General features: G+C 60.8%; 28 protein-coding genes. 18 read left to right on the plus strand and 10 right to left on the minus strand.

Translation table 11 applies throughout. From position 1 onward, the window contains the following. Positions 1–9 precede the first annotated feature (9 nt). Together K5R88_RS18995 and K5R88_RS19000 are read left to right on the plus strand one after the other, a co-directional pair. A complete protein-coding gene (locus K5R88_RS18995; RefSeq protein WP_008026189.1) occupies positions 10–1014 on the plus strand; it encodes an aspartate carbamoyltransferase catalytic subunit in 1005 nt (334 codons plus the stop codon). After that, on the plus strand, positions 1011–2282 hold the full coding sequence (locus K5R88_RS19000) for a dihydroorotase (protein WP_008026186.1): 1272 nt from the start codon (positions 1011–1013) through the stop codon (positions 2280–2282). Before K5R88_RS18995 ends, K5R88_RS19000 begins: the two co-directional genes overlap by 4 nt. 94 nt (positions 2283–2376) lie before the next feature. Here K5R88_RS19000 and K5R88_RS19005 read toward each other — a convergent pair whose 3' ends face one another. Beyond that, entirely contained in the window at positions 2377–2808 is a 432-nt protein-coding gene (locus K5R88_RS19005; protein ID WP_008026184.1) for an NINE protein, read from the minus strand. A gap of 250 nt (positions 2809–3058) precedes the next feature. On the opposite strand from K5R88_RS19005, the gene K5R88_RS19010 reads away from it, so the two are divergent. Further along, positions 3059–3679: a C40 family peptidase gene (locus tag K5R88_RS19010; RefSeq protein WP_008036675.1), complete on the plus strand. Its 621-nt coding sequence runs from the start codon at positions 3059–3061 to the stop codon at positions 3677–3679. A 132-nt stretch (positions 3680–3811) separates the two neighbouring features. Here K5R88_RS19010 and K5R88_RS19015 read toward each other — a convergent pair whose 3' ends face one another. Then, positions 3812–4846 (minus strand): type IV pilus twitching motility protein PilT, encoded by a 1035-nt coding sequence (locus K5R88_RS19015; RefSeq protein ID WP_226298191.1) that lies wholly within the window; start codon positions 4844–4846, stop codon positions 3812–3814. Positions 4847–4903: 57 nt separating this feature from the next. On the opposite strand from K5R88_RS19015, the gene K5R88_RS19020 reads away from it, so the two are divergent. The 9 genes from K5R88_RS19020 to K5R88_RS19060 all read left to right on the plus strand — a co-directional run bounded on the left by K5R88_RS19020 (position 4904) and on the right by K5R88_RS19060 (position 11629). Continuing rightward, positions 4904–5590: a YggS family pyridoxal phosphate-dependent enzyme gene (locus tag K5R88_RS19020; RefSeq protein WP_008036679.1), complete on the plus strand. Its 687-nt coding sequence runs from the start codon at positions 4904–4906 to the stop codon at positions 5588–5590. A 36-nt stretch (positions 5591–5626) separates the two neighbouring features. Then, a complete protein-coding gene (proC, locus tag K5R88_RS19025) occupies positions 5627–6445 on the plus strand; it encodes a pyrroline-5-carboxylate reductase (RefSeq protein ID WP_207284875.1) in 819 nt (272 codons plus the stop codon). Between the two features lie 24 nt (positions 6446–6469). Then, entirely contained in the window at positions 6470–7057 is a 588-nt protein-coding gene (locus K5R88_RS19030) for a YggT family protein (RefSeq protein WP_192227547.1), read from the plus strand. 202 nt (positions 7058–7259) lie between these two features. After that, the gene (gene metX / locus K5R88_RS19035; RefSeq protein ID WP_008026171.1) at positions 7260–8399 is read left to right on the plus strand and encodes a homoserine O-succinyltransferase MetX; all 1140 of its coding nucleotides are present in this window, start codon (positions 7260–7262) and stop codon (positions 8397–8399) included. A gap of 7 nt (positions 8400–8406) precedes the next feature. Further along, the gene (gene metW / locus K5R88_RS19040; RefSeq protein ID WP_008026169.1) at positions 8407–9027 is read left to right on the plus strand and encodes a methionine biosynthesis protein MetW; all 621 of its coding nucleotides are present in this window, start codon (positions 8407–8409) and stop codon (positions 9025–9027) included. A 26-nt stretch (positions 9028–9053) separates the two neighbouring features. Then, on the plus strand, positions 9054–9488 hold the full coding sequence (locus K5R88_RS19045; RefSeq protein WP_226298192.1) for a DUF4426 domain-containing protein: 435 nt from the start codon (positions 9054–9056) through the stop codon (positions 9486–9488). Continuing rightward, positions 9485–10081, plus strand: a complete 597-nt coding sequence (rdgB, locus tag K5R88_RS19050) for an RdgB/HAM1 family non-canonical purine NTP pyrophosphatase (RefSeq protein ID WP_008036695.1) — start codon at positions 9485–9487, stop codon at positions 10079–10081. Before K5R88_RS19045 ends, rdgB begins: the two co-directional genes overlap by 4 nt. Beyond that, positions 10078–11283 carry a radical SAM family heme chaperone HemW gene (gene hemW / locus K5R88_RS19055; protein ID WP_226298193.1) on the plus strand — a complete coding sequence of 402 codons (1206 nt, stop codon included), beginning with the start codon at positions 10078–10080 and terminating at the stop codon, positions 11281–11283. The genes rdgB and hemW overlap by 4 nt, the downstream gene beginning before the upstream one ends. Before the next feature lie 22 nt (positions 11284–11305). Then, complete coding sequence (locus K5R88_RS19060) at positions 11306–11629, plus strand: DUF3392 domain-containing protein (protein ID WP_008026163.1); 324 nt, start codon at positions 11306–11308, stop codon at positions 11627–11629. 129 nt (positions 11630–11758) lie between these two features. On the opposite strand, the gene trmB is transcribed toward K5R88_RS19060, so the two are convergent. The 4 genes from trmB to K5R88_RS19080 all read right to left on the minus strand — a co-directional run bounded on the left by trmB (position 11759) and on the right by K5R88_RS19080 (position 14011). Beyond that, positions 11759–12484, minus strand: a complete 726-nt coding sequence (gene trmB / locus K5R88_RS19065; protein ID WP_008026161.1) for a tRNA (guanosine(46)-N7)-methyltransferase TrmB — start codon at positions 12482–12484, stop codon at positions 11759–11761. Positions 12485–12493: 9 nt separating this feature from the next. Beyond that, positions 12494–13288, minus strand: a complete 795-nt coding sequence (locus tag K5R88_RS19070; protein WP_008036703.1) for a thiazole synthase — start codon at positions 13286–13288, stop codon at positions 12494–12496. A 60-nt stretch (positions 13289–13348) separates the two neighbouring features. Continuing rightward, on the minus strand, positions 13349–13549 hold the full coding sequence (gene thiS / locus K5R88_RS19075; RefSeq protein WP_008026157.1) for a sulfur carrier protein ThiS: 201 nt from the start codon (positions 13547–13549) through the stop codon (positions 13349–13351). A 90-nt stretch (positions 13550–13639) separates the two neighbouring features. After that, positions 13640–14011, minus strand: coding sequence for a DUF423 domain-containing protein (locus tag K5R88_RS19080; RefSeq protein ID WP_223434048.1), 372 nt, complete (start codon positions 14009–14011; stop codon positions 13640–13642). Positions 14012–14085: 74 nt separating this feature from the next. On the opposite strand from K5R88_RS19080, the gene mtgA reads away from it, so the two are divergent. Then, positions 14086–14808 carry a monofunctional biosynthetic peptidoglycan transglycosylase gene (gene mtgA / locus K5R88_RS19085; RefSeq protein WP_008026152.1) on the plus strand — a complete coding sequence of 241 codons (723 nt, stop codon included), beginning with the start codon at positions 14086–14088 and terminating at the stop codon, positions 14806–14808. Positions 14809–14989: 181 nt separating this feature from the next. Here the strand turns inward: mtgA and rpoH are convergent, their stop codons facing one another. The 4 genes from rpoH to ftsY form a co-directional block, all read right to left on the minus strand. Continuing rightward, entirely contained in the window at positions 14990–15844 is an 855-nt protein-coding gene (gene rpoH, locus K5R88_RS19090; RefSeq protein ID WP_007897890.1) for an RNA polymerase sigma factor RpoH, read from the minus strand. A 112-nt stretch (positions 15845–15956) separates the two neighbouring features. Beyond that, positions 15957–16979: a permease-like cell division protein FtsX gene (gene ftsX, locus K5R88_RS19095; RefSeq protein ID WP_008026150.1), complete on the minus strand. Its 1023-nt coding sequence runs from the start codon at positions 16977–16979 to the stop codon at positions 15957–15959. Continuing rightward, entirely contained in the window at positions 16976–17647 is a 672-nt protein-coding gene (ftsE, locus tag K5R88_RS19100; RefSeq protein ID WP_008026149.1) for a cell division ATP-binding protein FtsE, read from the minus strand. The genes ftsX and ftsE overlap by 4 nt, the downstream gene beginning before the upstream one ends. Continuing rightward, positions 17644–19140, minus strand: coding sequence for a signal recognition particle-docking protein FtsY (gene ftsY / locus K5R88_RS19105; protein ID WP_223449985.1), 1497 nt, complete (start codon positions 19138–19140; stop codon positions 17644–17646). The genes ftsE and ftsY overlap by 4 nt, the downstream gene beginning before the upstream one ends. A gap of 343 nt (positions 19141–19483) precedes the next feature. Here ftsY and K5R88_RS19110 point away from each other — a divergent pair, with 343 nt between their 5' ends. Genes K5R88_RS19110 through K5R88_RS19130 form a run of 5 tightly spaced genes read left to right on the plus strand, consistent with a single transcriptional unit; the run spans position 19484 to position 24834 of the window. Further along, positions 19484–20839 (plus strand): M16 family metallopeptidase, encoded by a 1356-nt coding sequence (locus K5R88_RS19110; protein WP_008026145.1) that lies wholly within the window; start codon positions 19484–19486, stop codon positions 20837–20839. Further along, entirely contained in the window at positions 20832–22322 is a 1491-nt protein-coding gene (locus K5R88_RS19115) for a M16 family metallopeptidase (protein WP_226298194.1), read from the plus strand. The genes K5R88_RS19110 and K5R88_RS19115 overlap by 8 nt, the downstream gene beginning before the upstream one ends. Continuing rightward, a complete protein-coding gene (gene rsmD, locus K5R88_RS19120; protein WP_008026142.1) occupies positions 22322–22936 on the plus strand; it encodes a 16S rRNA (guanine(966)-N(2))-methyltransferase RsmD in 615 nt (204 codons plus the stop codon). The genes K5R88_RS19115 and rsmD overlap by 1 nt, the downstream gene beginning before the upstream one ends. A gap of 55 nt (positions 22937–22991) precedes the next feature. Beyond that, the gene (locus tag K5R88_RS19125; protein ID WP_226298195.1) at positions 22992–23990 is read left to right on the plus strand and encodes a hydrolase; all 999 of its coding nucleotides are present in this window, start codon (positions 22992–22994) and stop codon (positions 23988–23990) included. 4 nt (positions 23991–23994) lie between these two features. Then, positions 23995–24834: an AraC family transcriptional regulator gene (locus K5R88_RS19130; protein ID WP_226298196.1), complete on the plus strand. Its 840-nt coding sequence runs from the start codon at positions 23995–23997 to the stop codon at positions 24832–24834. Positions 24835–24876: the final 42 nt, after the last annotated feature.

A 24876-nucleotide genomic window follows, 5' to 3' on the forward strand; every position in this document is an offset into this window, starting at 1 on the left:
CCCCTCGCGATGACGCCTCTAGAAACCAAGCGCCCGCTGCAGCTCAATGATCAGGGCCAGCTGCGCCACTTCCTCTCGCTCGACGGCTTGCGCCGCGAGCTGCTGACGGAAATCCTCGACACCGCCGACTCGTTCCTCGAAGTCGGCGCCCGGGCAGTGAAGAAAGTCCCGTTGCTGCGCGGCAAGACCGTGTGCAACGTGTTCTTCGAGAACTCCACCCGCACCCGCACCACCTTCGAACTGGCGGCCCAGCGCTTGTCGGCGGACGTGATCACCCTCAACGTCTCGACATCGTCGGCGAGCAAGGGCGAAACCCTGCTCGACACCCTGCGCAACCTGGAAGCCATGGCCGCCGACATGTTCGTCGTGCGCCACGGTGATTCCGGCGCCGCGCACTTCATCGCCGAACACGTATGCCCGCAAGTGGCGATCATCAACGGCGGCGACGGCCGTCACGCGCACCCGACCCAAGGCATGCTCGACATGCTGACGATCCGTCGGCACAAGGGCAGCTTCGAAAACCTTTCCGTGGCCATCGTCGGCGACATCCTGCACTCGCGGGTGGCGCGCTCGAACATGCTGGCGCTGAAAACCCTCGGCTGCCCGGACATCCGCGTGATCGCGCCGAAAACCCTGCTGCCGATCGGCATCGAGCAATACGGCGTGAAGGTCTACACCGACATGACCGAAGGCCTGAAAGACGTCGACGTGGTGATCATGTTGCGCCTGCAACGCGAACGCATGACTGGCGGCCTGCTGCCGAGCGAAGGCGAGTTCTATCGCCTGTTCGGCCTGACCACCGCGCGCCTGGCCGGGGCCAAACCGGATTGCATCGTCATGCACCCAGGGCCGATCAACCGCGGGGTTGAGATTGAGTCGGCGGTGGCCGATGGTCCGCATTCGGTGATTCTCAACCAGGTAACCTACGGCATCGCGATTCGTATGGCCGTGCTGTCCATGGCCATGAGCGGGCAGACTGCCCAGCGCCAATTCGAGCAGGAGAACGTTCAGTGAAGCTCAGCATTCTCGGCGCCCGCGTGATCGATCCAGTCAGCGGGCTGGATCAAGTGACTGATATCCACATCGAAGCCTGCAAGATCGTCGCCCTTGGCGCCGCACCCGCCGGTTTTGTTGCCGTCGATACCATCGACGCCCAAGGCCTGGTGGCCGCACCGGGGCTGGTTGACCTGAACGTCGCCCTGCGCGAGCCAGGCTACAGCCGCAAAGGTTCGATCGTCAGCGAAACCCGCGCCGCCGCTGCCGGTGGCGTGACCAGCCTGTGCTGCCCGCCGAAGACCAAACCGGTGCTGGACACCTCGGCCGTGGCCGAACTGATCCTCGACCGCGCCCGCGAGGCCGGCAACACCAAGGTGTTCCCGATTGGCGCCCTGAGCAAAGGCCTGGACGGCGAGCAACTGGCCGAGCTCGTGGCTTTGCGCGATGCCGGTTGCGTGGCCTTCGGCAACGGTCTGGAAAGCTTCCGCAACACCCGCACCCTGTGCCGGGCGCTGGAGTACGCGGCGACTTTTGACCTGACGGTGATTTTCAACTCGCAGGACCATGATCTGGCCGAAGGTGGCTTGGCGCATGAAGGTCCGACCGCCAGTTTCCTCGGCTTGCCGGGTATTCCGGAAACCGCGGAAACCGTAGCGCTGGCCCGTGATCTGTTGCTGGTCGAGCAAAGTGGCGTGCGCGCGCACTTCAGCCAGCTGACCAGCGCTCGCGGCGTGGCCCTGATTGCTCAGGCCCAGGCGCGCGGATTGCCGGTGACGGCGGATGTCGCCCTGTACCAGCTGATCCTGACCGATGAAGCGCTGATCGACTTCAGCAGCCTCTATCACGTCCAGCCGCCGCTGCGCACCCGCGCCGATCGCGATGGCTTGCGTGAGGCGGTGAAGTCCGGGGTGGTTTCGGCGATCTCCAGTCATCACCAGCCCCATGAACGGGACGCCAAACTGGCGCCGTTCGGTGCGACGGAACCAGGGATCAGCAGCGTTGAACTGTTGCTGCCGCTGGCGATGACGCTGGTGGAAGACGGTTTGCTCGATCTGCCGACGTTGCTGGCACGCCTGAGTGCCGGGCCTGCGCAAGCCTTGCGCTTGCCGGCGGGGAAACTGGCGGTAGGTGGTGCGGCGGATATCGTGCTGTTCGATCCGGCGGCTTCGACCGTGGCCGGTGAAACCTGGCTGTCCAAGGGTGAGAACTGCCCGTTCATTGGGCATAGTTTGCCGGGCGTGGTGCGTTACACGCTGGTGGATGGGCGGATTAGCCACCAGGCGTAAGACCGCGTTGCCCCAATCGCTAGCAGGGCTAGCTCCCACGGGGGATTTGTGTCGTTCACAGATCCTGTGTGGGAGCTAGCCTGCTAGCGATGACTTACTGGAAAGTGCCGCGATTCTGCGCGTTACGCACGGAAACCTGGTCATTCAGCGTCCAGAAGTCATACAAAACCCCCAGAAAGAACAACCCGCCCGTCACCAGGTACAGCAATCCGCTGATCCACTTCCCCTGATACATCCGGTGCACGCCGAACACTCCCAGAAATGTCAGCAGAATCCACGCAACGTTGTATTCGATAGGCCCGGCGGTGAAACGCAGGTCCGCTTCACGGTCCATGGCCGGGATCAGGAACACGTCGATCAGCCAGCCGATACCCAGTAAACCCAGGGTGAAAAACCAGATCGTCCCGGTCACCGGCTTACCGTAATAAAAGCGGTGAGCGCCGGTAAAACCGAAAATCCACAGCAGGTAACCGATCACTTTGCTGTGGGTATCTTGATGTGGAACGGGGTGTCGATAGGTGTTCATGAATGGCCTCGAATCACACGATAGATAAATATTCTTGAATTCTTTGTGACTTTTTTACAGGTGGCCGACGTATGGCAAATGCTACCGTGTCTCCCGTCAAACCCTTATAGCACCTGACTTCTGTCCGACAATTGCGTCTATTTGCCGCGTATTGGGCTCCGTTGACCGCCAGGTTGAATCGACCAACGGCCTCGGAATGACAAAAAAAGCTGTTATAAAGTTTCGCGCTAACCAACACGAGCCTTGCCTAATGCGTCCATTTTTCAAGACATGGCTAACCATTTGCCTTTTGATGCCACTGGCCGCCCACGCCACCAATCGTGAGCAACGTCTTCCTAACGTTAATGGTTACACCCCAAAATCCCATGTTTCTGCTCCTTCGAGCAAAAACAAACAAACTGCCAAGCAACCGACTTCGCTGAGCAAAGCCAACAGCAAGCTTGTCCCGCCGATGGCGACCAAGGAAAGCAGCAATGTGCTGAGCCGTGCCGTCAACGTCCTCGGTACACCTTACCGTTGGGGCGGCAGCAGCCCAAGTAAAGGGTTCGATTGCAGCGGCCTGGTGAAATACGCGTTCAACGACGCCACGTTTGACCTGCCACGCACCTCGAACGCCATGGCCAGCGGTCATGGCGAGAAAGTCGAACGCGGCGACCTGAAGCCGGGCGACCTGATTTTCTTCAACATCAAGAGCCGCCGGGTCAATCACGTTGCCATCTACCTGGGCAACGACCGCTTCATCCACGCACCACGCCGTGGCAAGTCGGTGACCATCGACACCTTGAAGAAACCGTACTGGGAAAGCCACTACGTGGTTGCCAAGCGGGTTCTGCCTAAAGAGAAGAACACGCTGCAGGTTGTTCAGCGCTGATTTGAAAATCCCGGGCCTAACCCGGGATTTTGCTTTGAACCTGATGCCCCCATCGCGAGCAGGCTCGCTCCCACATTGGAATGCATTCACCTGTGGGAGCGAGGCTTGCCCGCGAAGGCGTATTCGGACTGGTCAAAAATTATCCGGCGACCGCGCCTTATCCCGCGCATGCTCGCGGCTGATCAAGCCCTTGGTCACCAACTCCTTCAAGCACATATCCAGCGTCTGCATCCCCAGATTCCCGCCGGTCTGAATCGACGAGTACATCTGCGCCACCTTGTCCTCACGGATCAGGTTACGGATCGCCGATGTTCCCAGCATGATTTCGTGCGCCGCGATCCGCCCGCCGCCGATCTTCTTCACCAGCGTCTGCGATACCACCGCCAGCAGCGACTCGGACAACATCGAACGCACCATCGACTTCTCTTCCCCCGGAAACACATCCACGATCCGGTCGATGGTTTTCGCCGCCGACGTGGTGTGCAACGTGCCAAACACCAGATGGCCAGTCTCGGCAGCCGTCAGCGCCAGGCGAATAGTCTCCAGATCACGCATCTCGCCCACCAGAATCACATCCGGATCCTCCCGCAACGCCGAGCGCAAGGCGGTGGCGAAGCTACGGGTATCGCGATGGACTTCGCGCTGATTGATCAGGCATTTGCGTGATTCGTGGACGAATTCGATCGGGTCTTCAATGGTCAGGATGTGGTGATGACGATGGTTGTTCAGGTAGTCGATCATCGCCGCCAGGGTGGTGGACTTGCCGGAACCGGTCGGGCCGGTGACCAGCACCAGGCCACGGGGGGAGTCGGTAATCTTGCGAAACACTTCCCCCATCCCGAGGTCTTCCATGCTCAGGACCTTCGACGGAATCGTTCGGAACACCGCGCCGGCGCCACGGCTCTGGTTGAACGCATTGACCCGGAAACGCGCAACGCCGGGCACATCAAAGGAAAAGTCGGTTTCCAGGTGTTTCTCGAAATCCACCCGCTGGGTGTCGTTCATGATGTCGTAGACCAGCTCCTGAACTTCCTTGTGATCCAGGGCTGGCAGATTGATGCGCCGCACATCGCCGTCGACGCGAATCATCGGTGGCAGGCCTGCCGACAGGTGCAAGTCGGACGCTCCTTGTTTGGCGCTGAACGCCAGCAGCTCAGTGATATCCATAGCACTCCTCAATTCCAGTAGAATGCCGCCAACCTCAGACCCGCTGGCGCCTCTTGAATGTCCACGATAGCAGACAACATTGAACTGGTTAGTTCACGCATCCGGGCTGCCGCCCTCGCCGCCCATCGTGACGAACACAGCGTCCAGCTCCTGGCCGTGAGCAAGACCAAGCCCGCCGAGGCCCTGCGCGAAGCACATGCCGCCGGCCTGCGCGACTTTGGCGAGAACTACCTGCAGGAAGCCCTGGGCAAACAGCTCGAATTGGCCGACCTGCCCTTGATCTGGCACTTCATCGGCCCCATTCAATCGAACAAGACTCGCGCTATCGCCGAGCACTTCGCTTGGGTGCATTCCGTGGATCGCTTGAAAATCGCACAACGCCTGTCCGAACAACGCCCTGCCGATCTGCCGCCACTGAACATCTGCATCCAGGTCAATGTCAGCGGTGAGGCCAGCAAATCCGGCTGCACCCCGGCCGACCTGCCGGCCCTGGCCAACGCCATCAGCGAACTGCCGCGCATCAAGCTGCGCGGGCTGATGGCGATTCCCGAGCCGACGGAAGATCGCGCCGCCCAGGACGCCGCTTTTGCTGCCGTGCAAAGCCTGCAAGCCAGCCTGAACCTGCCGCTCGACACACTTTCCATGGGCATGAGCCACGACCTTGAGTCGGCCATCGCCCAAGGCGCCACTTGGGTCCGCATCGGTACGGCCCTGTTTGGCGCCCGCGACTACGGTCAGCCTTGAACCCATGGCCGACTCTTCTATTTATAAGGACCTGACATGAGCAAGACTCGTATTGCCTTTATCGGTGCCGGCAACATGGCCGCCAGCCTGATCGGCGGCCTGCGCGCCAAAGGTCTGGACGCCGCGCAGATCCGCGCCAGCGATCCGGGCGCAGAAACCCGCACCAAAGTGAACGCCGAACACGGCATCGAAGTATTCGCTGACAACGCCGAGGCCATTCAAGGCGCCGACGTGGTCGTTCTGGCGGTCAAACCGCAAGCGATGAAAGCCGTGTGCGAAGCGATTCGCCCGAGCTTGAAACCGGATCAACTGGTGGTGTCCATCGCTGCCGGCATCACCTGCGCCAGCATGAACAACTGGCTCGGCGCACAACCGATCGTGCGCTGCATGCCCAATACCCCGGCGCTGCTGCGTCAGGGCGTGAGCGGTTTGTTCGCCACCGCCGAAGTCACCGCAGAACAGCGCCAACAGGCGCAAGAACTGCTGTCGGCCGTGGGCATCGCCTTGTGGCTGGATGAAGAGCAGCAACTGGACGCCGTCACCGCCGTCTCCGGCTCGGGCCCTGCGTACTTCTTCCTGTTGATCGAAGCCATGACCGCCGCCGGCGTGAAGCTCGGCCTGCCGGCGGACATCGCTGCCCAACTGACCCTGCAAACTGCCTTGGGCGCCGCACACATGGCGGTTGCCAGCGATGTCGACGCGGCTGAACTGCGTCGCCGTGTGACATCGCCGGCGGGCACCACAGAAGCTGCAATCAAATCGTTCCAGGCTGGCGGCTTCGAAGCGCTGGTAGAAAAAGCACTCGGCGCCGCTGCGCACCGCTCGGCCGAGATGGCTGAGCAGCTCGGTCGCTAATCAGCCCTTACAAAGGAATAAATGATGCTAGGACTCAACGACGCTGCCATTTTCATCATCAAGACCCTGGGCAGCCTGTATCTGCTGATTGTGCTGTTGCGCTTCATCCTGCAACTGGTCCGGGCGAACTTCTACAACCCGCTCTGCCAGTTCATCGTCAAGGCTACCCAGCCGCTGCTCAAGCCTCTGCGCCGGGTCATCCCGAGCATGTTCGGGCTGGATATGTCGTCACTGGTGCTGGCGCTGATCGTGCAAATGCTGCTGATCGCGGTCATCGTGTCGCTCAAAGGCTTCATGGTCGATTGGGTGCTGCTGGTGCCGTGGGCGCTGATTGCGCTGTTCTCGCTGTTTTTGAATATTATTTTCTGGGCGATGATCATCAGCGTGATTCTGTCCTGGGTCGCACCGGGTAGCCACAATCCGGGCGCCGAGCTGGTCGCGCAGATTACTGAACCGGTACTGGCCCCATTCCGCCGGATCATTCCGAACCTGGGCGGCCTCGATATCTCGCCGATCTTCGCGTTCATCGTGATCCAGTTGCTGCAAAGCTGGCTGATTCCGCGACTGGCGTACTTTGCCCTGATGCCTCAAGGGCTGCTCGGTTTGATCTGATACCGCGTCATCGTTCTTCGCGGGCAAGCCTCGCTCCTACAGGTCATGCGCCATTTCAACATTGCCGCATGACCTGTAGGAGCGAGGCTTGCCCGCGAATGTAGCGCCTCGGTTCAACTGAATGAAATCAGGCCCGGCCTTTGCTTGCCGCTAACCCCACCGGTCTTTAGACTTACGCCTCATTTCAACGAGAGCAGGGTCGATGCCAACTGCCTTTCCCGCCGATTCTGTTGGTCTGGTGACGCCGCAAGTGGCGCACTTCAGTGAACCCCTGGCCCTGGCCTGTGGCCGTTCGCTCCCAGCGTATGACCTGATTTACGAAACCTACGGCACGCTGAACGCCACGGCGAGCAACGCCGTGCTGATCTGTCACGCCTTGTCCGGTCACCATCACGCCGCCGGCTTCCACAGCCCCGACGACCGCAAACCCGGTTGGTGGGACAGCTGCATCGGCCCCGGCAAGCCGATCGACACCAACAAGTTCTTCGTGGTCAGCCTGAACAACCTCGGCGGTTGCAACGGCTCCACGGGCCCGAGCAGCGTCAACCCGGAAACCGGAAAGCCGTTCGGCGCCGATTTCCCGGTGCTGACCGTGGAAGACTGGGTGCACAGCCAGGCGCGCCTGGCCGACCGGATCGGCATCAGCCAATGGGCCGCCGTGATTGGTGGCAGCCTCGGCGGCATGCAGGCGATGCAATGGAGCATCACCTACCCCGATCGCATTCGTCACTGCCTGGCCATTGCCTCGGCACCGAAACTGTCGGCACAGAACATCGCCTTCAACGAAGTCGCACGCCAGGCAATCCTCACCGACCCCGAATTCCACGGTGGTTCGTTCCAGGAAGCGGGCGTGATCCCCAAGCGCGGCTTGATGCTGGCGCGGATGGTCGGGCACATCACTTATCTGTCCGATGACTCGATGGGCGAAAAATTCGGCCGCGGCCTGAAGAGCGAAAAGCTCAACTACGACTTCCACAGCGTCGAGTTCCAGGTTGAAAGCTACCTGCGTTATCAGGGCGAAGAGTTCTCCGGGCGTTTCGATGCCAACACTTACCTGCTGATGACCAAGGCGCTGGACTACTTCGACCCGGCAGCAAACTTCGACGATGACCTGGCGAAAACCTTCGCCGGCGCTTCGGCCAAGTTCTGCGTGATGTCCTTCACCACCGACTGGCGCTTCTCCCCGGCCCGCTCGCGGGAACTGGTGGACGCGCTGATGGCGGCCAAGAAAGACGTCTGCTACCTCGAGATCGACGCTCCGCAAGGCCACGACGCCTTCCTGATTCCGATCCCGCGTTACTTGCAGGCGTTCAGCAATTACATGAACCGCATTACGTTGTGAGAAAGCCATGAGAGCTGATCTGGAAATCATCCAGGAATGGATCCCCGCCGGCAGCCGCGTGCTCGACCTCGGTTGCGGTGACGGCGAGCTGCTGACGTGGCTGCGCGACAACAAACAAGTCACCGGCTACGGCCTGGAAAACGACCCGGACAACATCGCCGAGTGCGTGGCCAAGGGCATCAACGTGATCGAGCAGGACCTGGACAAGGGCCTGGGCAACTTTGCCAGCAACAGTTTCGACGTCGTGGTCATGACCCAGGCGCTGCAAGCCGTGCATTACCCGGACAAGATCCTCGACGAAATGCTGCGGGTCGGTCGCCAATGCATCATCACCTTCCCCAACTTCGGTCACTGGCGCTGCCGCTGGTACCTGGCGAGCAAGGGCCGGATGCCGGTGTCCGAGTTTCTGCCGTACACCTGGTACAACACGCCGAACATCCACTTTTGCACTTTCGAAGACTTTGAAGCACTTTGCCGCGAACGTGAAGCCAAGGTCATTGATCGGCTTGCCGTGGATCAACAGCATCGGCACGGGTGGGCCAGTAAGCTATGGCCTAATCTGTTAGGTGAGATCGGTATTTACCGCGTCAGCAGTCCAGGACTGCAGGATCACAAGGTCGCGGTCTGAACCACCCTATTTCAAGGAGAACGATCATGGGTCGTCTAGCGTTATTTCTACTCACTGCCTGCCTGAGCGTTACCGCCATGGCCGCCGACGTCATCAAGGGCGAGCGCAAGGAAACCTTCGGTGACGTGACGGTGCATTACAACACCTTCAACTCCACGTTCCTGACACCGGACATTGCCAAGTCCGCCGAACTGGTCCGCAGCAAGAACCAGGGCGTGATCAACGTCTCGGTGATCAAGGATGGCAAACCGCTGGTCTCTAACGTCAGCGGCACGGTCAAAGACCTCACCAGCCAAAGTGTGCCGTTGAAATTCAAGCAGATCACCGAACAAGGCGCGATCTACTACATCGCGCAATACCCTGTGGAGCAACAGGAAGTCCGCACCTTCGATATCAAAGTGCAGACCGGCGATAAAACCAACACCATCAGTTTCCAACAAGAGCTTTTCCCCGGCCAATGATGAATTTCACGCAACTCGTACTGGCCAGCCACAACGCCGGCAAACTCAAGGAACTCCAGGCCATGCTCGGCGACTCGGTGCATCTGCGCTCGATCGGCGAGTTCAGCAGCGTCGAGCCTGAAGAAACCGGTCTGTCGTTCGTCGAGAACGCCATTCTCAAGGCCCGCAATGCCGCGCGCATTTCCGGCCTGCCGGCGTTGGCCGACGACTCCGGGCTGGCGGTGGATTTCCTTGGCGGCGCACCGGGTATCTACTCGGCTCGTTACGCTGACGGCAAAGGCGATGCGGCGAACAACGCCAAACTGCTCGACGCCTTGAAAGACGTGCCGCAAGCCGAGCGCGGCGCGCAGTTCGTCTGCGTGCTGGCGCTGGTGCGCCACGCTGATGATCCGCTGCCGATCCTCTGCGAAGGGCTGTGGCATGGGCGCATCCTGACCCAAGCCAGTGGCGAGCACGGTTTCGGTTACGATCCGCTGTTCTGGGTGCCAGAGCGCGATTGCTCCAGCGCCGAGCTGAGCCCGAGCGACAAGAACCTCATCAGCCACCGCGCCCGTGCAATGGATCTGCTGCGCCAGCGTCTGGGCTTGAAATGACCCGTGAATCATCCGCGCCACCGCTGATCTACGGCGGCGGCGCACAATCACCTCGGGCTGCGCTTCCCGTGCTGCCGCCCCTGGCGCTGTACATCCACATCCCGTGGTGTGTGCGCAAATGCCCTTATTGCGACTTCAACTCCCACACCGCAAGCCCCGTGCTGCCGGAAGAAGAGTACGTCGACGCCTTGCTAGCGGACCTTGATCAGGATTTGCACGCGGTCTACGGCCGCGAGTTGAGCTCGATCTTCTTTGGTGGTGGCACGCCGAGCCTGTTCAGCGCCGAAGCCTTGGGCCGCCTGCTCAAAGGCGTCGAGCAACGGATTCCGTTTGCCGGCGACATTGAAATCACCCTGGAGGCCAATCCAGGCACGTTCGAGCAAGAGAAGTTCGTCGCCTACCGCGCGCTGGGCATCAATCGGCTATCGATCGGCATCCAGAGCTTTCAGGAAGAGAAACTCAAGGCACTGGGGCGGATTCACAACGGCGATGAAGCGGTGCGAGCCGCCGGCATGGCGCGCCAGGCCGGGTTCGATAACTTCAACCTGGACTTGATGCACGGTTTGCCCGATCAGTCGCTGGACGACGCCCTGAGTGATCTGCGCCAGGCCATCGCCCTGAAGCCGACCCACTTGTCCTGGTACCAGCTGACGCTGGAGCCGAACACGGTGTTCTGGAACCAGCCGCCTGTGCTGCCGGAAGACGACACGCTGTGGGACATTCAGGAAGCCGGCCAGGCGCTGCTCGCCGAGCACGGTTACGCACAATACGAAGTCTCGGCGTATGCCCTGCCCGGTCGTCCGGCGCGGCATAACCTCAATTACTGGAGCTTCGGCGACTTCATCGGCATCGGTGCCGGTGCCCACGGCAAGCTCAGTCATCCGGACGGGCGCATCGTGCGCACCTGGAAGACGCGCCTGCCGAAGGATTACCTGAACCCGGCGAAAAGCTTCAAGGCTGGCGAGAAAGCGCTGACCAACGATGAACTGCCGTTCGATTTTCTGATGAACGCTTTGCGCCTGACTGATGGCGTGGAATCACGGCTGTATCCAGAGCGCACCGGGCTGAGCCTGGAAAGCCTCGCCGAAGGCCGCCGCGAAGCCGAACAAAGCGGCCTGTTGCAGGTCGAACCGTCACGCCTGGCGGCCACCGAGCGCGGGCAATTGTTCCTCAATGACTTGCTGCAAACATTTCTGAGCTGATTTCAGCCGTAAGGGAAAACGAATGGATTTGATACTCGACCTGCTCGCCACCGTCTCCCGCTGGAGCCGCAGTAACCTGTCGGAAATCTCTCTGGCGCTGGTGGGGTGTTTGCTGGTGCTGTTCGGCGCGGACATCAAAGCCTGGATCGATCAACGCCTGGGTAGCATCGCCGGCGCTTTGCGCGTCCCGTTGCTCGCGCTGGTGTGCATGATCGGCAGCGGTGCCGCGCTGATCTACGCCACACCGTGGATCGTTCGTGGTTTGAGCCAGTTCAACAACTACAGCCTGGCGCCGGTGTTGTTGGTGGTGTTGGTGCTGATTGGCGTCGTCGCCGACCGCCGCTGATTTCCGGACACAAAAAAACCTGTAGGAGCAAGGCTTGCCCGCGAAGGCGGTGTGTCAGTCGATGATGATAGTGACTGGTACGGCCCCTTCGCGGGCAAGCCTCGCTCCTACAGGTTTATAGCGTAGGGCTTAGGACTGCTTTTCGAACTTCAGGTCCCACACGCCATGCCCAAGTCGTTCGCCACGGCGTTCGAACTTGGTGATCGGGCGCTCGGCCGGGCGCGGTACGCACTTGCCGTCTTCGGCGAGGTTGCGATAACCCGGCGCAACGTTCATCACTTCCAGCATGTATTCAGCGTACGGTTCCCAGTCGGTGGCCATGTGCAGAATACCGCCGACCTTCAACTTGCTGCGCACCAGTTCAGCGAACGACGCCTGAACGATACGACGCTTGTGGTGGCGGCTCTTGTGCCATGGGTCCGGGAAAAACAGCATCAGGCGATCGAGGCTGTTGTCGGCCACGCAACGGTTGAGCACTTCGATCGCGTCGCAATCGTAGACCCGCAGGTTGGTCAGGCCCTGAGTCAGCACGCCATTGAGCAGCGCGCCCACACCCGGACGGTGCACTTCCACGCCAATGAAATCCTGTTCCGGCGAAGCGGCGGCCATTTCCAGCAGCGAATGGCCCATGCCGAAACCGATTTCCAGCGAACGCGGTGCCGAGCGACCGAATACCTGGTCGAAGTCCACCGGCGCGTCGGCCAATGGCAGCACGAACAGCGGCGTGCCCTGTTCCAGACCTTTTTGCTGGCCTTCGGTCATGCGCCCGGCGCGCATCACGAAACTCTTGATGCGGCGGTGTTGGCGCTCGTCGCCTTCTTCCGTCTGGATTGGCGTGTCGTTTGATTCAGTCATCAATGGCTCTTACTTGATCAGACCATCCAGCGGCGAAGAGGCGCTGGCATAGAGTTTTTTCGGCATGCGGCCGGCGAGGTAGGCCAGGCGGCCTGCAACGATGGCGTGTTTCATGGCTTCAGCCATCATGATCGGCTGCTGGGCATGGGCGATGGCCGAGTTCATCAGCACCGCCTCGCAACCCAGCTCCATGGCGATGGTGGCGTCGGAAGCGGTACCGACACCGGCATCCACCAGCACGGGAATCTTGGCCTCTTCGAGGATGATCTGCAGGTTGTACGGGTTGCAGATCCCCAGGCCCGTGCCGATCAGACCGGCCAGCGGCATGACCGCGATGCAGCCGATTTCCGCCAGTTGACGGGCGATGATCGGGTCATCGCTGGTGTAGACCATCACGTCGAAGCCTTCCTTGACCAGCACTTCGGCGGCCTTGAGGGTTTCGATCACGTTGGGGAACAGGGTTTTCTGGTCCGCCAGCACTTCCAGCTTCACCAGGTTGTGGCCACCGAGCAGCTCACGGGCCAGGCGGCAGGTGCGCACAGCCTCGGTAGCGTCGAAGCAACCGGCGGTGTTAGGCAGGAAGGTGTAGCGATCCGGCGACAGGACTTCGAGCAGGTTCGGTTCGCCCGGGGTCTGGCCGAGGTTGGTGCGGCGCACGGCGAAGGTGACGATCTCGGCACCCGAGGCCTCGATGGCCAGGCGGGTTTCTTCCATGTCGCGGTACTTGCCGGTGCCTACCAGCAAACGCGACTGGTAAGTACGACCGGCCAGGACGAAGGGCTTGTCGCTACGAACGATGCTCATGGGAAATCCTCTGTAGGGGTGAGGTTCTTGCAGAATTCTGTGCCCTTGCGGGCCGGGCGACTAGCCGCCGCCGATGGCGTGTACCACTTCGACGGAATCGCCGTCGTTCAATGTGGTGTCCGCATGCTGGCTGCGCGGGACGATATCCAGATTGAGTTCGACCGCTACCCGGCGTCCGGTCAATTCCAGACGGGTCAGCAGGGCCGCAACGGTTTCACCGTCGGGCAGTTCAAGGGATTCGCCGTTCAACTGAATGCGCATGCCGGATGCCGCCATCATTTTTAGGGGCTGGCATTCTAGCCCGATCAGTCTTGGCGACCCAAGCCATTCGTCATGAAATGGACCACCCGGTCAGCTCAACCGCCAGGCGGCAAGGCCCAGACAAAGCCAACCGATCAGGAATGCGAGGCCGCCGAAGGGCGTGATGATTCCGAGCTTGCTGATACCGGTCAGGGTCAACAGGTACAGACTGCCGGAAAACAGCAGGATGCCAATGGCAAACGAGGCGCCGGCCCACGTGATCAAACGACCCTGGATCTGCGTGGCAAGCAGCGCCACACCCAGCAACGCCAAGGTGTGCACCAATTGGTAGGTGACGCCAGTGTGGAAAATCGTCAGGTATTCAGGCGTCAGGCGGCTTTTCAAGCCATGGGCGGCGAATGCGCCAAGGGCAACGCCGGTGAAGCCGAAGAAAGCGGCCAGCATCAGAAAGCCACGCAGCATGAAGAACTCCAGTCAGACTCGATCAACAGGGTCTGTATAATGGCCCGCTCAATGGGTTCGGCCAAGCCATCTCTATGCTGCGTTTATTTTTACGACGATTTACAAAGGCCGTGCTCTGGTTCGCGGGCGGCAGCGTATTGCTGGTGCTGATTTTCCGCGTGGTGCCGCCACCGGGCACGACGCTGATGGTCGAGCGCAAGATCGAATCCTGGTTCGACGGCGAGCCCATCGACCTGCAACGCACCTGGAAACCCTGGGATGAAATCTCCGACGACCTAAAAGTCGCAGTGATTGCCGGTGAAGATCAGAAATTCCCGGAGCACTGGGGTTTTGACCTCGGCGCGATCCGCGCAGCCCTGGCGCACAACGAGCTGGGTGGTTCGGTTCGCGGCGCCAGCACCTTGAGCCAGCAAGTGTCGAAAAACCTGTTTTTGTGGTCCGGCCGTAGTTGGCTGCGCAAAGGTCTGGAAGCCTGGTTTACCGGGCTGATCGAAGTGTTCTGGCCCAAGCAGCGGATTCTTGAGGTGTACCTGAACAGCGTCGAGTGGGATGACGGGGTGTTTGGCGCGGAAGCGGCGGCTCGGCATCACTTTGGCGTGAGCGCCAAGTCGCTGTCCCGGCAGCAGGCCAGTTATCTGGCGGCTGTATTGCCTAACCCACGGGTGTGGAGCGCGAGTCACCCGACGAATTACGTCGCACGTCGCGCCGGGTGGATTCGGCAGCAGATGAGCCAGTTGGGTGGCGACAGCTATCTGCTGGGGCTCAACGATTCACGCCGGGCGCCTTGGGCCCAGTGATTGACGCTATCCCTGTAGGAGCGAGGCTTGCCCGCGAAGGCGGTGTGTCAGTCGCCATCCTCCTCGACTGACACGCCGCCTTCGCGGGCAAGCCTCGCTCCTACAGGGGGTTATGCGTACTCGATACAAACAAAAACGCCCCGATCAATGATCGGGGCGTTTTTTATTGCCTTCGCGCAGCTTAGGCGGCGATCGACAACTTGAGCTTGTTCATCGCGCTTTTCTCAAGCTGACGAATACGCTCGGCCGACACGTTGTACTTCTGCGCCAGGTCGTGCAGCGTGGCTTTCTCTTCAGCCAACCAGCGCTGATAAAGGATGTCACGGCTGCGGTCGTCCAGTACTTCCAGCGCTTCGTGCAGGTTGTGATTGGAGTTGTCGCTCCAGTCGGCGTCTTCAAGTTGACGGGCCGGGTCGTACCGGTGGTCTTCCAGATAGTTGGCCGGCGACTGGAAAGCGCTGTCGTCGTCCGCTTCTGCGGCCGGGTCGAAGGCCATGTCATGGCCGGTCAGTCGACTTTCCATCTCGCGCACTTCCCGCGGCTCTACGCCGAGGCTTTCCGCCACGCGATGGACTTCCTCGTTGTTCAGCCACGCCAGACGTTTCTTCTGGCTGCGCAGGTTGAAGAACAGCTTGCGCTGGGCCTTGGTGGTCGCGACTTTCACAATGCGCCAGTTGCGCAGGATGAACTCGTGAATTTCCGCCTTGATCCAGTGCACAGCGAACGAAACCAGACGCACACCCATTTCCGGGTTGAAGCGCTTCACGGCCTTCATCAGGCCGACGTTACCTTCCTGGATCAGGTCAGCCTGAGCCAGACCGTAGCCGGAATAGCTACGGGCGATATGTACGACAAAACGCAGGTGGGCGAGCACCATCTGCCGAGCCGCCCCCAAATCCTGCTCATAGTAGAGACTCTCGGCCAGTTCACGCTCCTGCTCCGGCGTCAGCAATGGAATGCTGTTCACGGTGTGCACGTAGGCCTCCAGGTTCGCACCCGGGACCAGAGCATATGCAGGTTGCAAAGAATTGGTCATACGAAAAAACCTCCGTCTTACAAACTCGTGCAGTTCAGCACTGCGAAAATTGACCGGAAACCAAAAGACAAGTTCCCATAAACGCTGAAAGGTCAATACGAGCAAAATGATACTACTTAGGCGCAAGCTCCCTCAGGTGGCGTGCGACTGCAATCCATGCACCGATATACCCTAACAGCACCGCGCCAAGCAAGAGAGACAGACCGTCGGCAACTGGCACTCCGGCCAGCGCAAAATTACTGCCATACAAACCGGCCAGTCCAACCACTGCCTCGTTCAGCCAGTTCAGGCCAAACGCCAATACGCCCCAGGAAAGTATCCCCGCACCGAAGCCATACAACGCGCCCATATATAGAAAGGGCCTGCGCACATAGCTGTCAGTGCCGCCGACGAGTTTAATCACTTCTATCTCTGTGCGGCGGTTTTCAATATGAAGACGAATGGTATTGCCTATCACCAAAAGTAATGCAGAAATCAGAAGCACGGTCAGACCGAAGACAAAACGGTCACCCAGCTTGAGGATGGCTGCCAGACGCTCGACCCAGACTAGATCAAGTTGCGCCTGTTGTACCTTCGGCAGCTCGGAAAGTTTTTGTCGTAATGCTTCAAGCGCGGGCTTGTCGACTTCGTTCGGGGTCACCAGCACCACGCCTGGCAGCGGGTTTTCCGGCAGTTCCTTCAACGCTTCGCCCAGGCCGGACTGCTGCTGAAACTCTTCCAGCGCCTGATCACGACCGACATATTCGGCATCAGCTACGCCCCGAATGCCTTTGATCTGATCGCGCAACGATTCGCCTTCAGCCGGGCTGACCTCAAGTTGCAGGTATAGGGAGATCTGTGCCGCGCGCTGCCAGGAACCGCCGAGACGTTCGACGTTACTTAGCAAAAGTGACAGGCCCATCGGCAAACTCAGGGCAACCGCCATCACCATGCAGGTGAAGAAACTGCCGATGGGATGCTTGCCCAGGCGCCGCAGACTGTCCAGCAGACTGGCGCGATGGCTTTCAATCCAGGCGCGGAACAGCGTGGCGAAGTCCGGACCGTCGTCATCGTCGTGTTTTTTCTTCTGCGGTTGCGGATCGGCGGCTTTCGGCGCCACGCGCTCGGAGACTTTAGGGCTGCGTGTCGCACTCATTCCCCAGCCTCCCCGTCACCGATCAGTCGGCCGCGTTGCAGCGTCAGCATGCGGTGGCGCATGCGGGCGATCAGGGCCAGGTCGTGACTGGCAATCAGCACGCTGGTGCCCAGACGGTTGATGTCTTCGAACACGCCCATGATCTCGGCCGCCAGGCGCGGGTCGAGGTTACCGGTCGGCTCATCCGCCAGCAGCAAGGCCGGGCGGTGAACGATGGCGCGGGCGATACCTACGCGCTGTTGCTGGCCGGTGGACAGGTCGCCGGGGTACAGATCGGTTTTGTCCGACAGCGCCACGCGCTCCAGTGCCGAATCCACACGCTTGGCGATTTCGGCCTTGGACAAACCAAGAATCTGCAACGGCAGGGCCACGTTGTTGAACACCGTGCGATCGAACAGCAACTGGTGGTTCTGGAACACCACGCCGATCTGCCGACGCAGGTAAGGAATCTGCGCGTTGCTGATGGTGCCGAGATCCTGACCGGCCAGCAGCAATTTGCCGGTGGTCGGACGCTCCATGGCCAGCAGCAGGCGCAACAAGGTGCTTTTACCGGCGCCGGAATGGCCGGTTACAAACAAGAATTCGCCCCGACGGACTCGAAAGCTCAGCTCATGCAAGCCGACGTGACCGTTCGGGTAGCGTTTACCGACCTGTTCGAAACGAATCATGAACGCTCCCGCTCGGCAAACAGTGCCTGGACAAAGGGTTCTGCTTCAAAGGTACGCAAGTCATCGATGCCTTCACCGACGCCGATGTAGCGAATCGGCAGGCCGAACTGCTTGGCCAGGGCGAAAATCACCCCGCCCTTGGCGGTGCCGTCGAGCTTGGTCAGCGCCAGGCCGGTCAGTTCGACGGTCTGGTTGAATTGCTTGGCCTGGTTGATGGCGTTCTGCCCGGTGCCGGCGTCGAGCACCAGCAGCACTTCGTGCGGCGCGTCGGCGTCGAGCTTGCCGATGACCCGGCGAACCTTCTTCAACTCTTCCATCAAATTGTCTTTAGTGTGCAGGCGACCGGCGGTGTCAGCGATCAACACATCAATGCCGCGGGCCTTGGCGGCTTGCACGGCGTCGAAGATCACCGAAGCCGAGTCGGCGCCGGTGTGCTGGGCGATCACCGGAATCTTGTTGCGCTCGCCCCAGACCTGCAATTGCTCGACCGCCGCAGCACGGAAGGTATCACCGGCCGCGAGCATGACTTTCTTGCCTTCGAGTTGCAGTTTCTTCGCCAGTTTGCCGATGGTGGTGGTCTTGCCGGCGCCATTGACGCCAACGACCAGGATCACGAACGGCTTGTTCTGCGAGGTGATTTTCAGGGGTTGCTCGACCGGCTTGAGCATCGCCGCCAGTTCCGCCTGCAAGGACTTGTACAGCGCATCGGCATCGGCCAGCTCTTTGCGGGCAACCTTTTGGGTCAGGCGCTGGATGATTACCGAAGTCGCTTCAACACCCACGTCGGCGGTCAGCAGACGGGTTTCGATGTCTTCGAGCAGCTCGTCATCGATTATTTTCTTGCCAAGGAACAGGCTCGCCATGCCTTCGCCGATGCTGGCGCTGGTCTTGGACAGGCCTTGCTTGAGGCGGGCGAAGAAACCGGCTTTGGTTTCTTCGGTACGCACAGGCTCGGCGGGTGTTTCGACCGGCACGACAGGCGCGGCGGCAACGGGTGCAACGACCGGCGCAGGCACTGGTGCTTGAACAACTGGAGCAGCCGGCGCAACAAAGGCTGGAATCACAGGCTCAGGAATAACAGGCGCAGGTTCGGCCACAACAACTGGCTCAATCACTGGCACCTGAACGGGCGCAGGAGAAAACGCACTCGGCGCAGGAATCGGCGGCGTAATGTGCGGCGCCAGCTCGTCTTCGACCAACGATACCGGCTCTTCCGCTACCGGCAAGGTCAGCCACGGCTCGGCGGCAGGCGTCAGCGGCTGCTCAGCCACGACATCAGGTTGCGCCTCAGCCACCGGTTGCAGCACCGGCTCGGAGATCGGCAGGACAACCGGCGCCGGCGCTTCATCTATTACCGGCGCAGGTACTGGCTCAGGAATGGGCTGTGGCTGTTCGACGACGGTTTCCTGCGGCTTTTTGCGCAGCCATCCGAACAGGCTTTTCTTCTCGCCAGCCGCAGCTGGGGCTTTCTTGTCGTCGTTGGAACCAAACATGGAGGACGGCTATCTCACGGTAGCGACGCGCCAAAGGGCGCCTCGGCAAATAAATATTCGATGCAGAACAGACTGCGATTGACCCAGCTTGTTCACGCGCAACATTTTGTAGAGGTGCAAGTGGCACCTCACGGAAACGATTTCACGAAGGACTAACGCGGCAAAATCGGCGAAAAAGCAGAGTTTAGTTGATAAATTCCAACCTTCTGCCGCAAACCCATACAACCTGATCAAACGCAAAGGCCTGATAGGCGTGGCCGCCAGTAAAACGGATCAGTATCCTAGCACCCTCTCGCCCGCCGACGCTAAGACCAAGCGGGCAGCTCAACAGGTTTAAAAACGAATGAATGCTCTAGCCCGCCGCGCTGCAGGCCTGCTGCTCAGCACAGTTTGTCTGCCACTTTCAGTCTTTGCTGCCGATCCGCAACCCACCCACGAATTCACCCTAGACAATGGCCTGAAGGTCATCGTGCGCGAAGACCATCGCGCGCCGGTGGTGGTTTCCCAGGTCTGGTACAAGGTCGGCTCCAGCTACGAGACGCCGGGGCAGACCGGTTTGTCCCACGCCCTGGAACACATGATGTTCAAGGGCAGCGAGAAAGTCGGTCCCGGCGAAGCCTCGCTGATCCTGCGGGACCTCGGCGCCGAAGAGAATGCGTTCACCAGCGACGACTTCACCGCTTATTACCAGGTGCTGGCCCGCGACCGTCTGGGCGTGGCCTTCGAACTCGAAGCCGACCGCATGGCCAGCCTGCGCCTGCCGGCCGACGAGTTCGCCCGCGAGATCGAAGTCATTAAAGAAGAACGTCGCCTGCGCACCGACGACAAGCCGATGTCCAAGGCCTACGAACGCTTCAAGGCCATGGCCTACCCGGCCAGCGGTTACCACACGCCGACCATCGGCTGGATGGCTGACCTGGACCGCATGAAAGTCGAAGAGCTGCGCCACTGGTACCAATCCTGGTACGTGCCGAACAACGCCACGCTGGTGGTGGTCGGTGACGTGACGCCGGACGAAGTGAAAACCCTGGCCCAGCGCTACTTCGGCCCGATCGCCAAACGCGACGTGCCGCCGGCGAAGAAACCGATGGAACTGGCCGAGCCCGGCGAACGGCAGATTACGCTGCACGTGCAGACCCAACTGCCGAGCCTGATGCTGGGCTTCAACGTGCCAAGCATCGCCACCGCCGAAGACAAGCGTTCGGTCAACGCCTTGCGCCTGATCTCGGCCCTGCTAGACGGCGGCTACAGCGGACGCATCCCGACACAACTGGAGCGCGGCGAAGAGCTGGTGTCCGGCGGTTCGTCGAGCTACGACGCCTACACTCGCGGCGACAGCCTGTTCACCCTGTCGGCATCGCCGAACACCCAGAAAAACAAAACCATGGCCCAGGCAGAAGCCGGTTTGTGGAAGCTGCTCGAACAGCTGAAAACCACCGCGCCGTCCGCCGAAGAGCTGGAGCGCGTGCGGGCTCAAGTGATTGCCGGACTGGTTTACGAGCGCGATTCGATCACCAGCCAGGCCACCGCTATCGGCCAACTGGAAACCGTCGGCCTGTCCTGGAAGCTGATGGACACCGAACTGGCCGAACTGGAAAGCGTCACGCCAGAAGACATCCAGAAAGCCGCCAAGCTGTATTTCACCCGCGAACGTCTCAGCGTCGCCCATGTCCTGCCACTGGAGACGACTCATGAGTGAGCGTAAAAAACCACGTCTGGCCCTGATCGGCCTGGTCGCTGTCGCATTGATTGGCTCCGCTGCCTTCTATTTCCTGAAGACCGACCATTCCAACGCCAGCGAAGCCCTCGACAAGGCCAAATCCAGCCAGAAACTGCAATCGCTGGCCGAACTCGACGGCAAGGCACCGAGCCGCCGCTCGCTCAACGTGCAAACCTGGAACACCGCCGAAGGCGCCAAGGTGCTGTTCGTCGAAGCCCGCGAGTTGCCGATGTTCGACATGCGCCTGATCTTCGCCGCCGGCAGCAGCCAGGACGGCGATGCGCCGGGCCTGGCGGTACTGACCAATGCGATGCTCAACGAAGGTGTGGCCGGCAAAGATGTCGGCGCTATCGCTCAGGGCTTCGAAGGCCTGGGCGCTGACTTTGGCAACGGTGCGTTCAAGGACATGGCGCTGGCGTCGCTGCGCAGCCTCAGTGCCGCCGACAAACGCGAACCTGCGTTGAAGTTGTTCTCCGAAGTTGTCGGCAAACCGACCTTCCCCGCCGATTCATTTGCGCGCATCAAGAACCAGATGCTCGCCGGCTTCGAATACCAGAAACAGAACCCCGGCAAACTGGCCAGTATCGAGCTGATGAACCGCTTGTACGGCGATCACCCGTACGCGCATTCCAGCGATGGCACGGCGAAAACCGTACCAGCCATCACCCTGGCTCAGTTGAAGGCGTTCCATGAAAAAGCCTACGCCGCCGGCAACGTGGTGATAGCGCTGGTGGGCGATCTGTCCCGCGCCGAAGCCGAGGCGATTGCTGCGCAAGTCTCCAGTGCGCTGCCAAAAGGCCCGGCGCTGGCGAAACTGCCGCAACCTGAAGAACCGAAAGCCAGCATCGGCCACATCGAGTTCCCGTCCAAGCAGACCAACCTGATGCTCGCGCAACTGGGCATCGACCGTGACGATCCGGATTATGCAGCCCTGTCCATGGGCAACCAGATCCTCGGCGGCGGTGGCTTCGGCACCCGCTTGATGAGTGAAGTGCGCGAGAAGCGCGGCCTGACGTACGGCGTGTATTCGGGCTTCACCCCGATGCAGGCGCGCGGCCCGTTCATGATCAACCTGCAAACCCGCGCCGAGATGAGCGAAGGCACGCTGAAACTGGTGCAGGACGTGCTCGCCGACTACCTTAAAACCGGCCCGACCGAAAAAGAACTCGACGACGCCAAGCGTGAACTGGCCGGCAGCTTCCCGCTGTCCACCGCCAGCAACGCCGACATCGTCGGCCAACTCGGCGCGATGGGTTTCTACAATCTGCCGTTGAGCTATCTGGAGGACTTCATGCAGCAGTCCCAGAGCCTGACAGTCGAACAAGTCAAAGCCGCACTGAACAAACACTTGAGCACGGACAAAATGGTCATCGTCAGCGCTGGCCCGACCGTGCCGCAAAAGCCGTTACCGGCCCCTACTGATAAACCTGCCGAGCAGCCGCTCGGGGTTCCGGAGCATTAATGGCCACTTCCCGTCCAAAAAAACCTGTTCATAACGTGCACAACGGCGTGAACCAACTGCGCATCATCGGCGGCGAATGGCGCAGCCGGAAGCTGAGCTTCCCTGACGCGCCGGGCCTGCGTCCGACCCCGGACCGGGTGCGTGAAACCCTGTTCAACTGGCTCGCGCCGTACGTGGCCGGGGCCAAGGTACTCGACCCGTTCGCCGGCAGCGGCGCGCTGTTTCTCGAAGCCTTGTCCCGTGGCGCGGCCATGGGCCAGGCGCTGGATGCGAGCAATATCGCGGTGTCCAGCCTGAAGGAACACCTGGGCACGCTGCGTTGCACCACCGGCCAGGTTCAGACTGCCGACGCCTTGCGCTATCTGGAAACCCAGCCAGCAGTGGCTTACGACCTGGTGTTCCTCGACCCGCCGTTCAACCAGAACCTGTTGCCGACCGTATGCACCCTGCTCGAAGAGCGCCAATGGCTGGCGGACGACGCATGGGTGTACACCGAAAGCGAAACCGCCCCCTCGACGCTCGGCCTGCCGGCCAACTGGCGCCTGCACCGCGAGCAGAAATCCGGGCGCGTCTACTATTCGTTGTGGCAACGTATGGCAGAGATCGCCGGTTAACCGACCGGCCTGAAAAGGTGCGCACAGGTTGCGCACCGCTGCATCGAGAGCAATCGTGTCTTTTCCGTCAGAACGCTTCACCCCTGCCTTTGGCCTCGGCAACCCGCACTTGCAGACCTTGTGGGGACCGCTTTGGCGCAAAACCACGCACATCGAGCGCGAACGCGAACGCTTGTGGCTCGAAGATGGCGACTTTCTTGACCTGGACTGGCACGGCCCGCACAGCGCCGATGCACCGCTGGTGCTGGTGCTGCATGGCCTGACCGGCTCTTCCAATTCGCCTTACGTGGCCGGCGTGCAAAAAGCCTTGGGCGACCGAGGCTGGGCCAGCGTCGCGCTGAACTGGCGCGGCTGCTCCGGCGAACCGAATCTGTTGCCGCGCAGCTACCATTCCGGCGCCAGCGAAGATTTGGCCGAAACCATCAAGCACCTGCGGGCCAAGCGACCGCTCGCGCCGCTGTATGCGGTCGGTTATTCCCTCGGCGGCAATGTTTTGCTCAAACACTTGGGCGAGACCGGCAGCGACAGCGGCGTGCTCGGTGCAGTGGCGGTGTCGGTGCCGTTTCGGCTCGATCAGTGCGCCGACCGCATCGGCCAGGGTTTTTCGAAGGTGTACCAGGCGCACTTCATGCGCGAGATGGTCGCCTACATCAAGAACAAGCAGCGGCAGTTCCAGCATGACGGGCGCGAGGATGGCCTGGCGGAATTGGCCGCGCTGGGCTCGCTGGAAAACATGCGCACGTTTTGGGACTTCGATGGCCGGGTGACCGCGCCACTGCACGGTTTCACCGATGCGCAGGATTACTATCGCCGCGCCTCAAGCCGCTACTTTCTGGGCGAAATCCGCACGCCGACGCTGATCATTCAGGCCGCCGACGACCCGTTCGTATTTCCTCACAGCCTGCCGCAGGCCGAGGAACTGTCCGCCAGCACTCAATTCGAACTGCAAGCCAAGGGTGGGCATGTCGGCTTCGTCGATGGCTCGTTCCGGCAGCCGGGTTACTACCTGGAACGGCGCATCCCGCAGTGGCTGGCCGCTGCAGGTCGCGGGTAAACCGATGAACATCGATCAGGGCGAGTCGATCCGTTTCTGGCAAACGGCGCCTTTGGCCGGGGTCGAGTTGTTGTCCGCACGCTACATCGAACACCGTTTTGCCCCGCATGTGCATGACGGTTACGTGATCGGCATGATCATGGCCGGCGCCCAGCGTTACCGCTATCGCGGCGCCGAACACCTGGCGGGCAGCGGCACGCTTGTTTTGATCAACCCCGACGAGTTGCACACCGGCCACAAAGGCACGGAAGACGGTTGGTTGTACCGGGCGTTTTATCCCGACAGCGGGCAGATTCTGTCACTGCTCGATGAGCTGGAACTGCCGACCCACAACTTGCCGGCATTTGGCGCCACGCTGTATCGCGATCCGGACCTGGTGAAGGGCTTCTGCCAACTGCATCGCCTGCTCGAAACGCCCTCCACCGCCCTGCAACAGCAGACTGCCTGGCGAGAGTTGATGTTGTCGCTGCTGCAACGTCACGCCGCCGTTCCGGATGCCGGCAAACCCGGCAAGGAACACCGGGCGGTGACACAGGCCAAGGAACTGCTGCAAGCGCAATTGGCGGCGCCGCCGTCGCTGGAAGAACTCGCAGCAGCGGTCAATCTGTCGCCCTTTCATTTTGCCCGGGTATTCCGCAGCGCCACCGGCATGCCACCGCACACCTGGTTGATGCAGCAGCGCATCGCTCGGGCGCGGGCGTTGTTGCAGGGCGGCTGTTTGCCGTTGGAAGTGGCGACGCAACTGGGGTTTGCCGACCAGAGTCATCTGAGTCGACAGTTCAAGCAGGTTTACGGGGTGGGGCCGGGGGCGTATCGCACTGCTCGGCAACTAACCAAAATTTGATAACAACGAAGATCAAAATGTGGGAGCGAGCCTGCTCGCGAT

It is taken from the genome of Pseudomonas sp. MM213, from assembly GCF_020423045.1.
GTDB lineage: Bacteria > Pseudomonadota > Gammaproteobacteria > Pseudomonadales > Pseudomonadaceae > Aquipseudomonas > Aquipseudomonas migulae.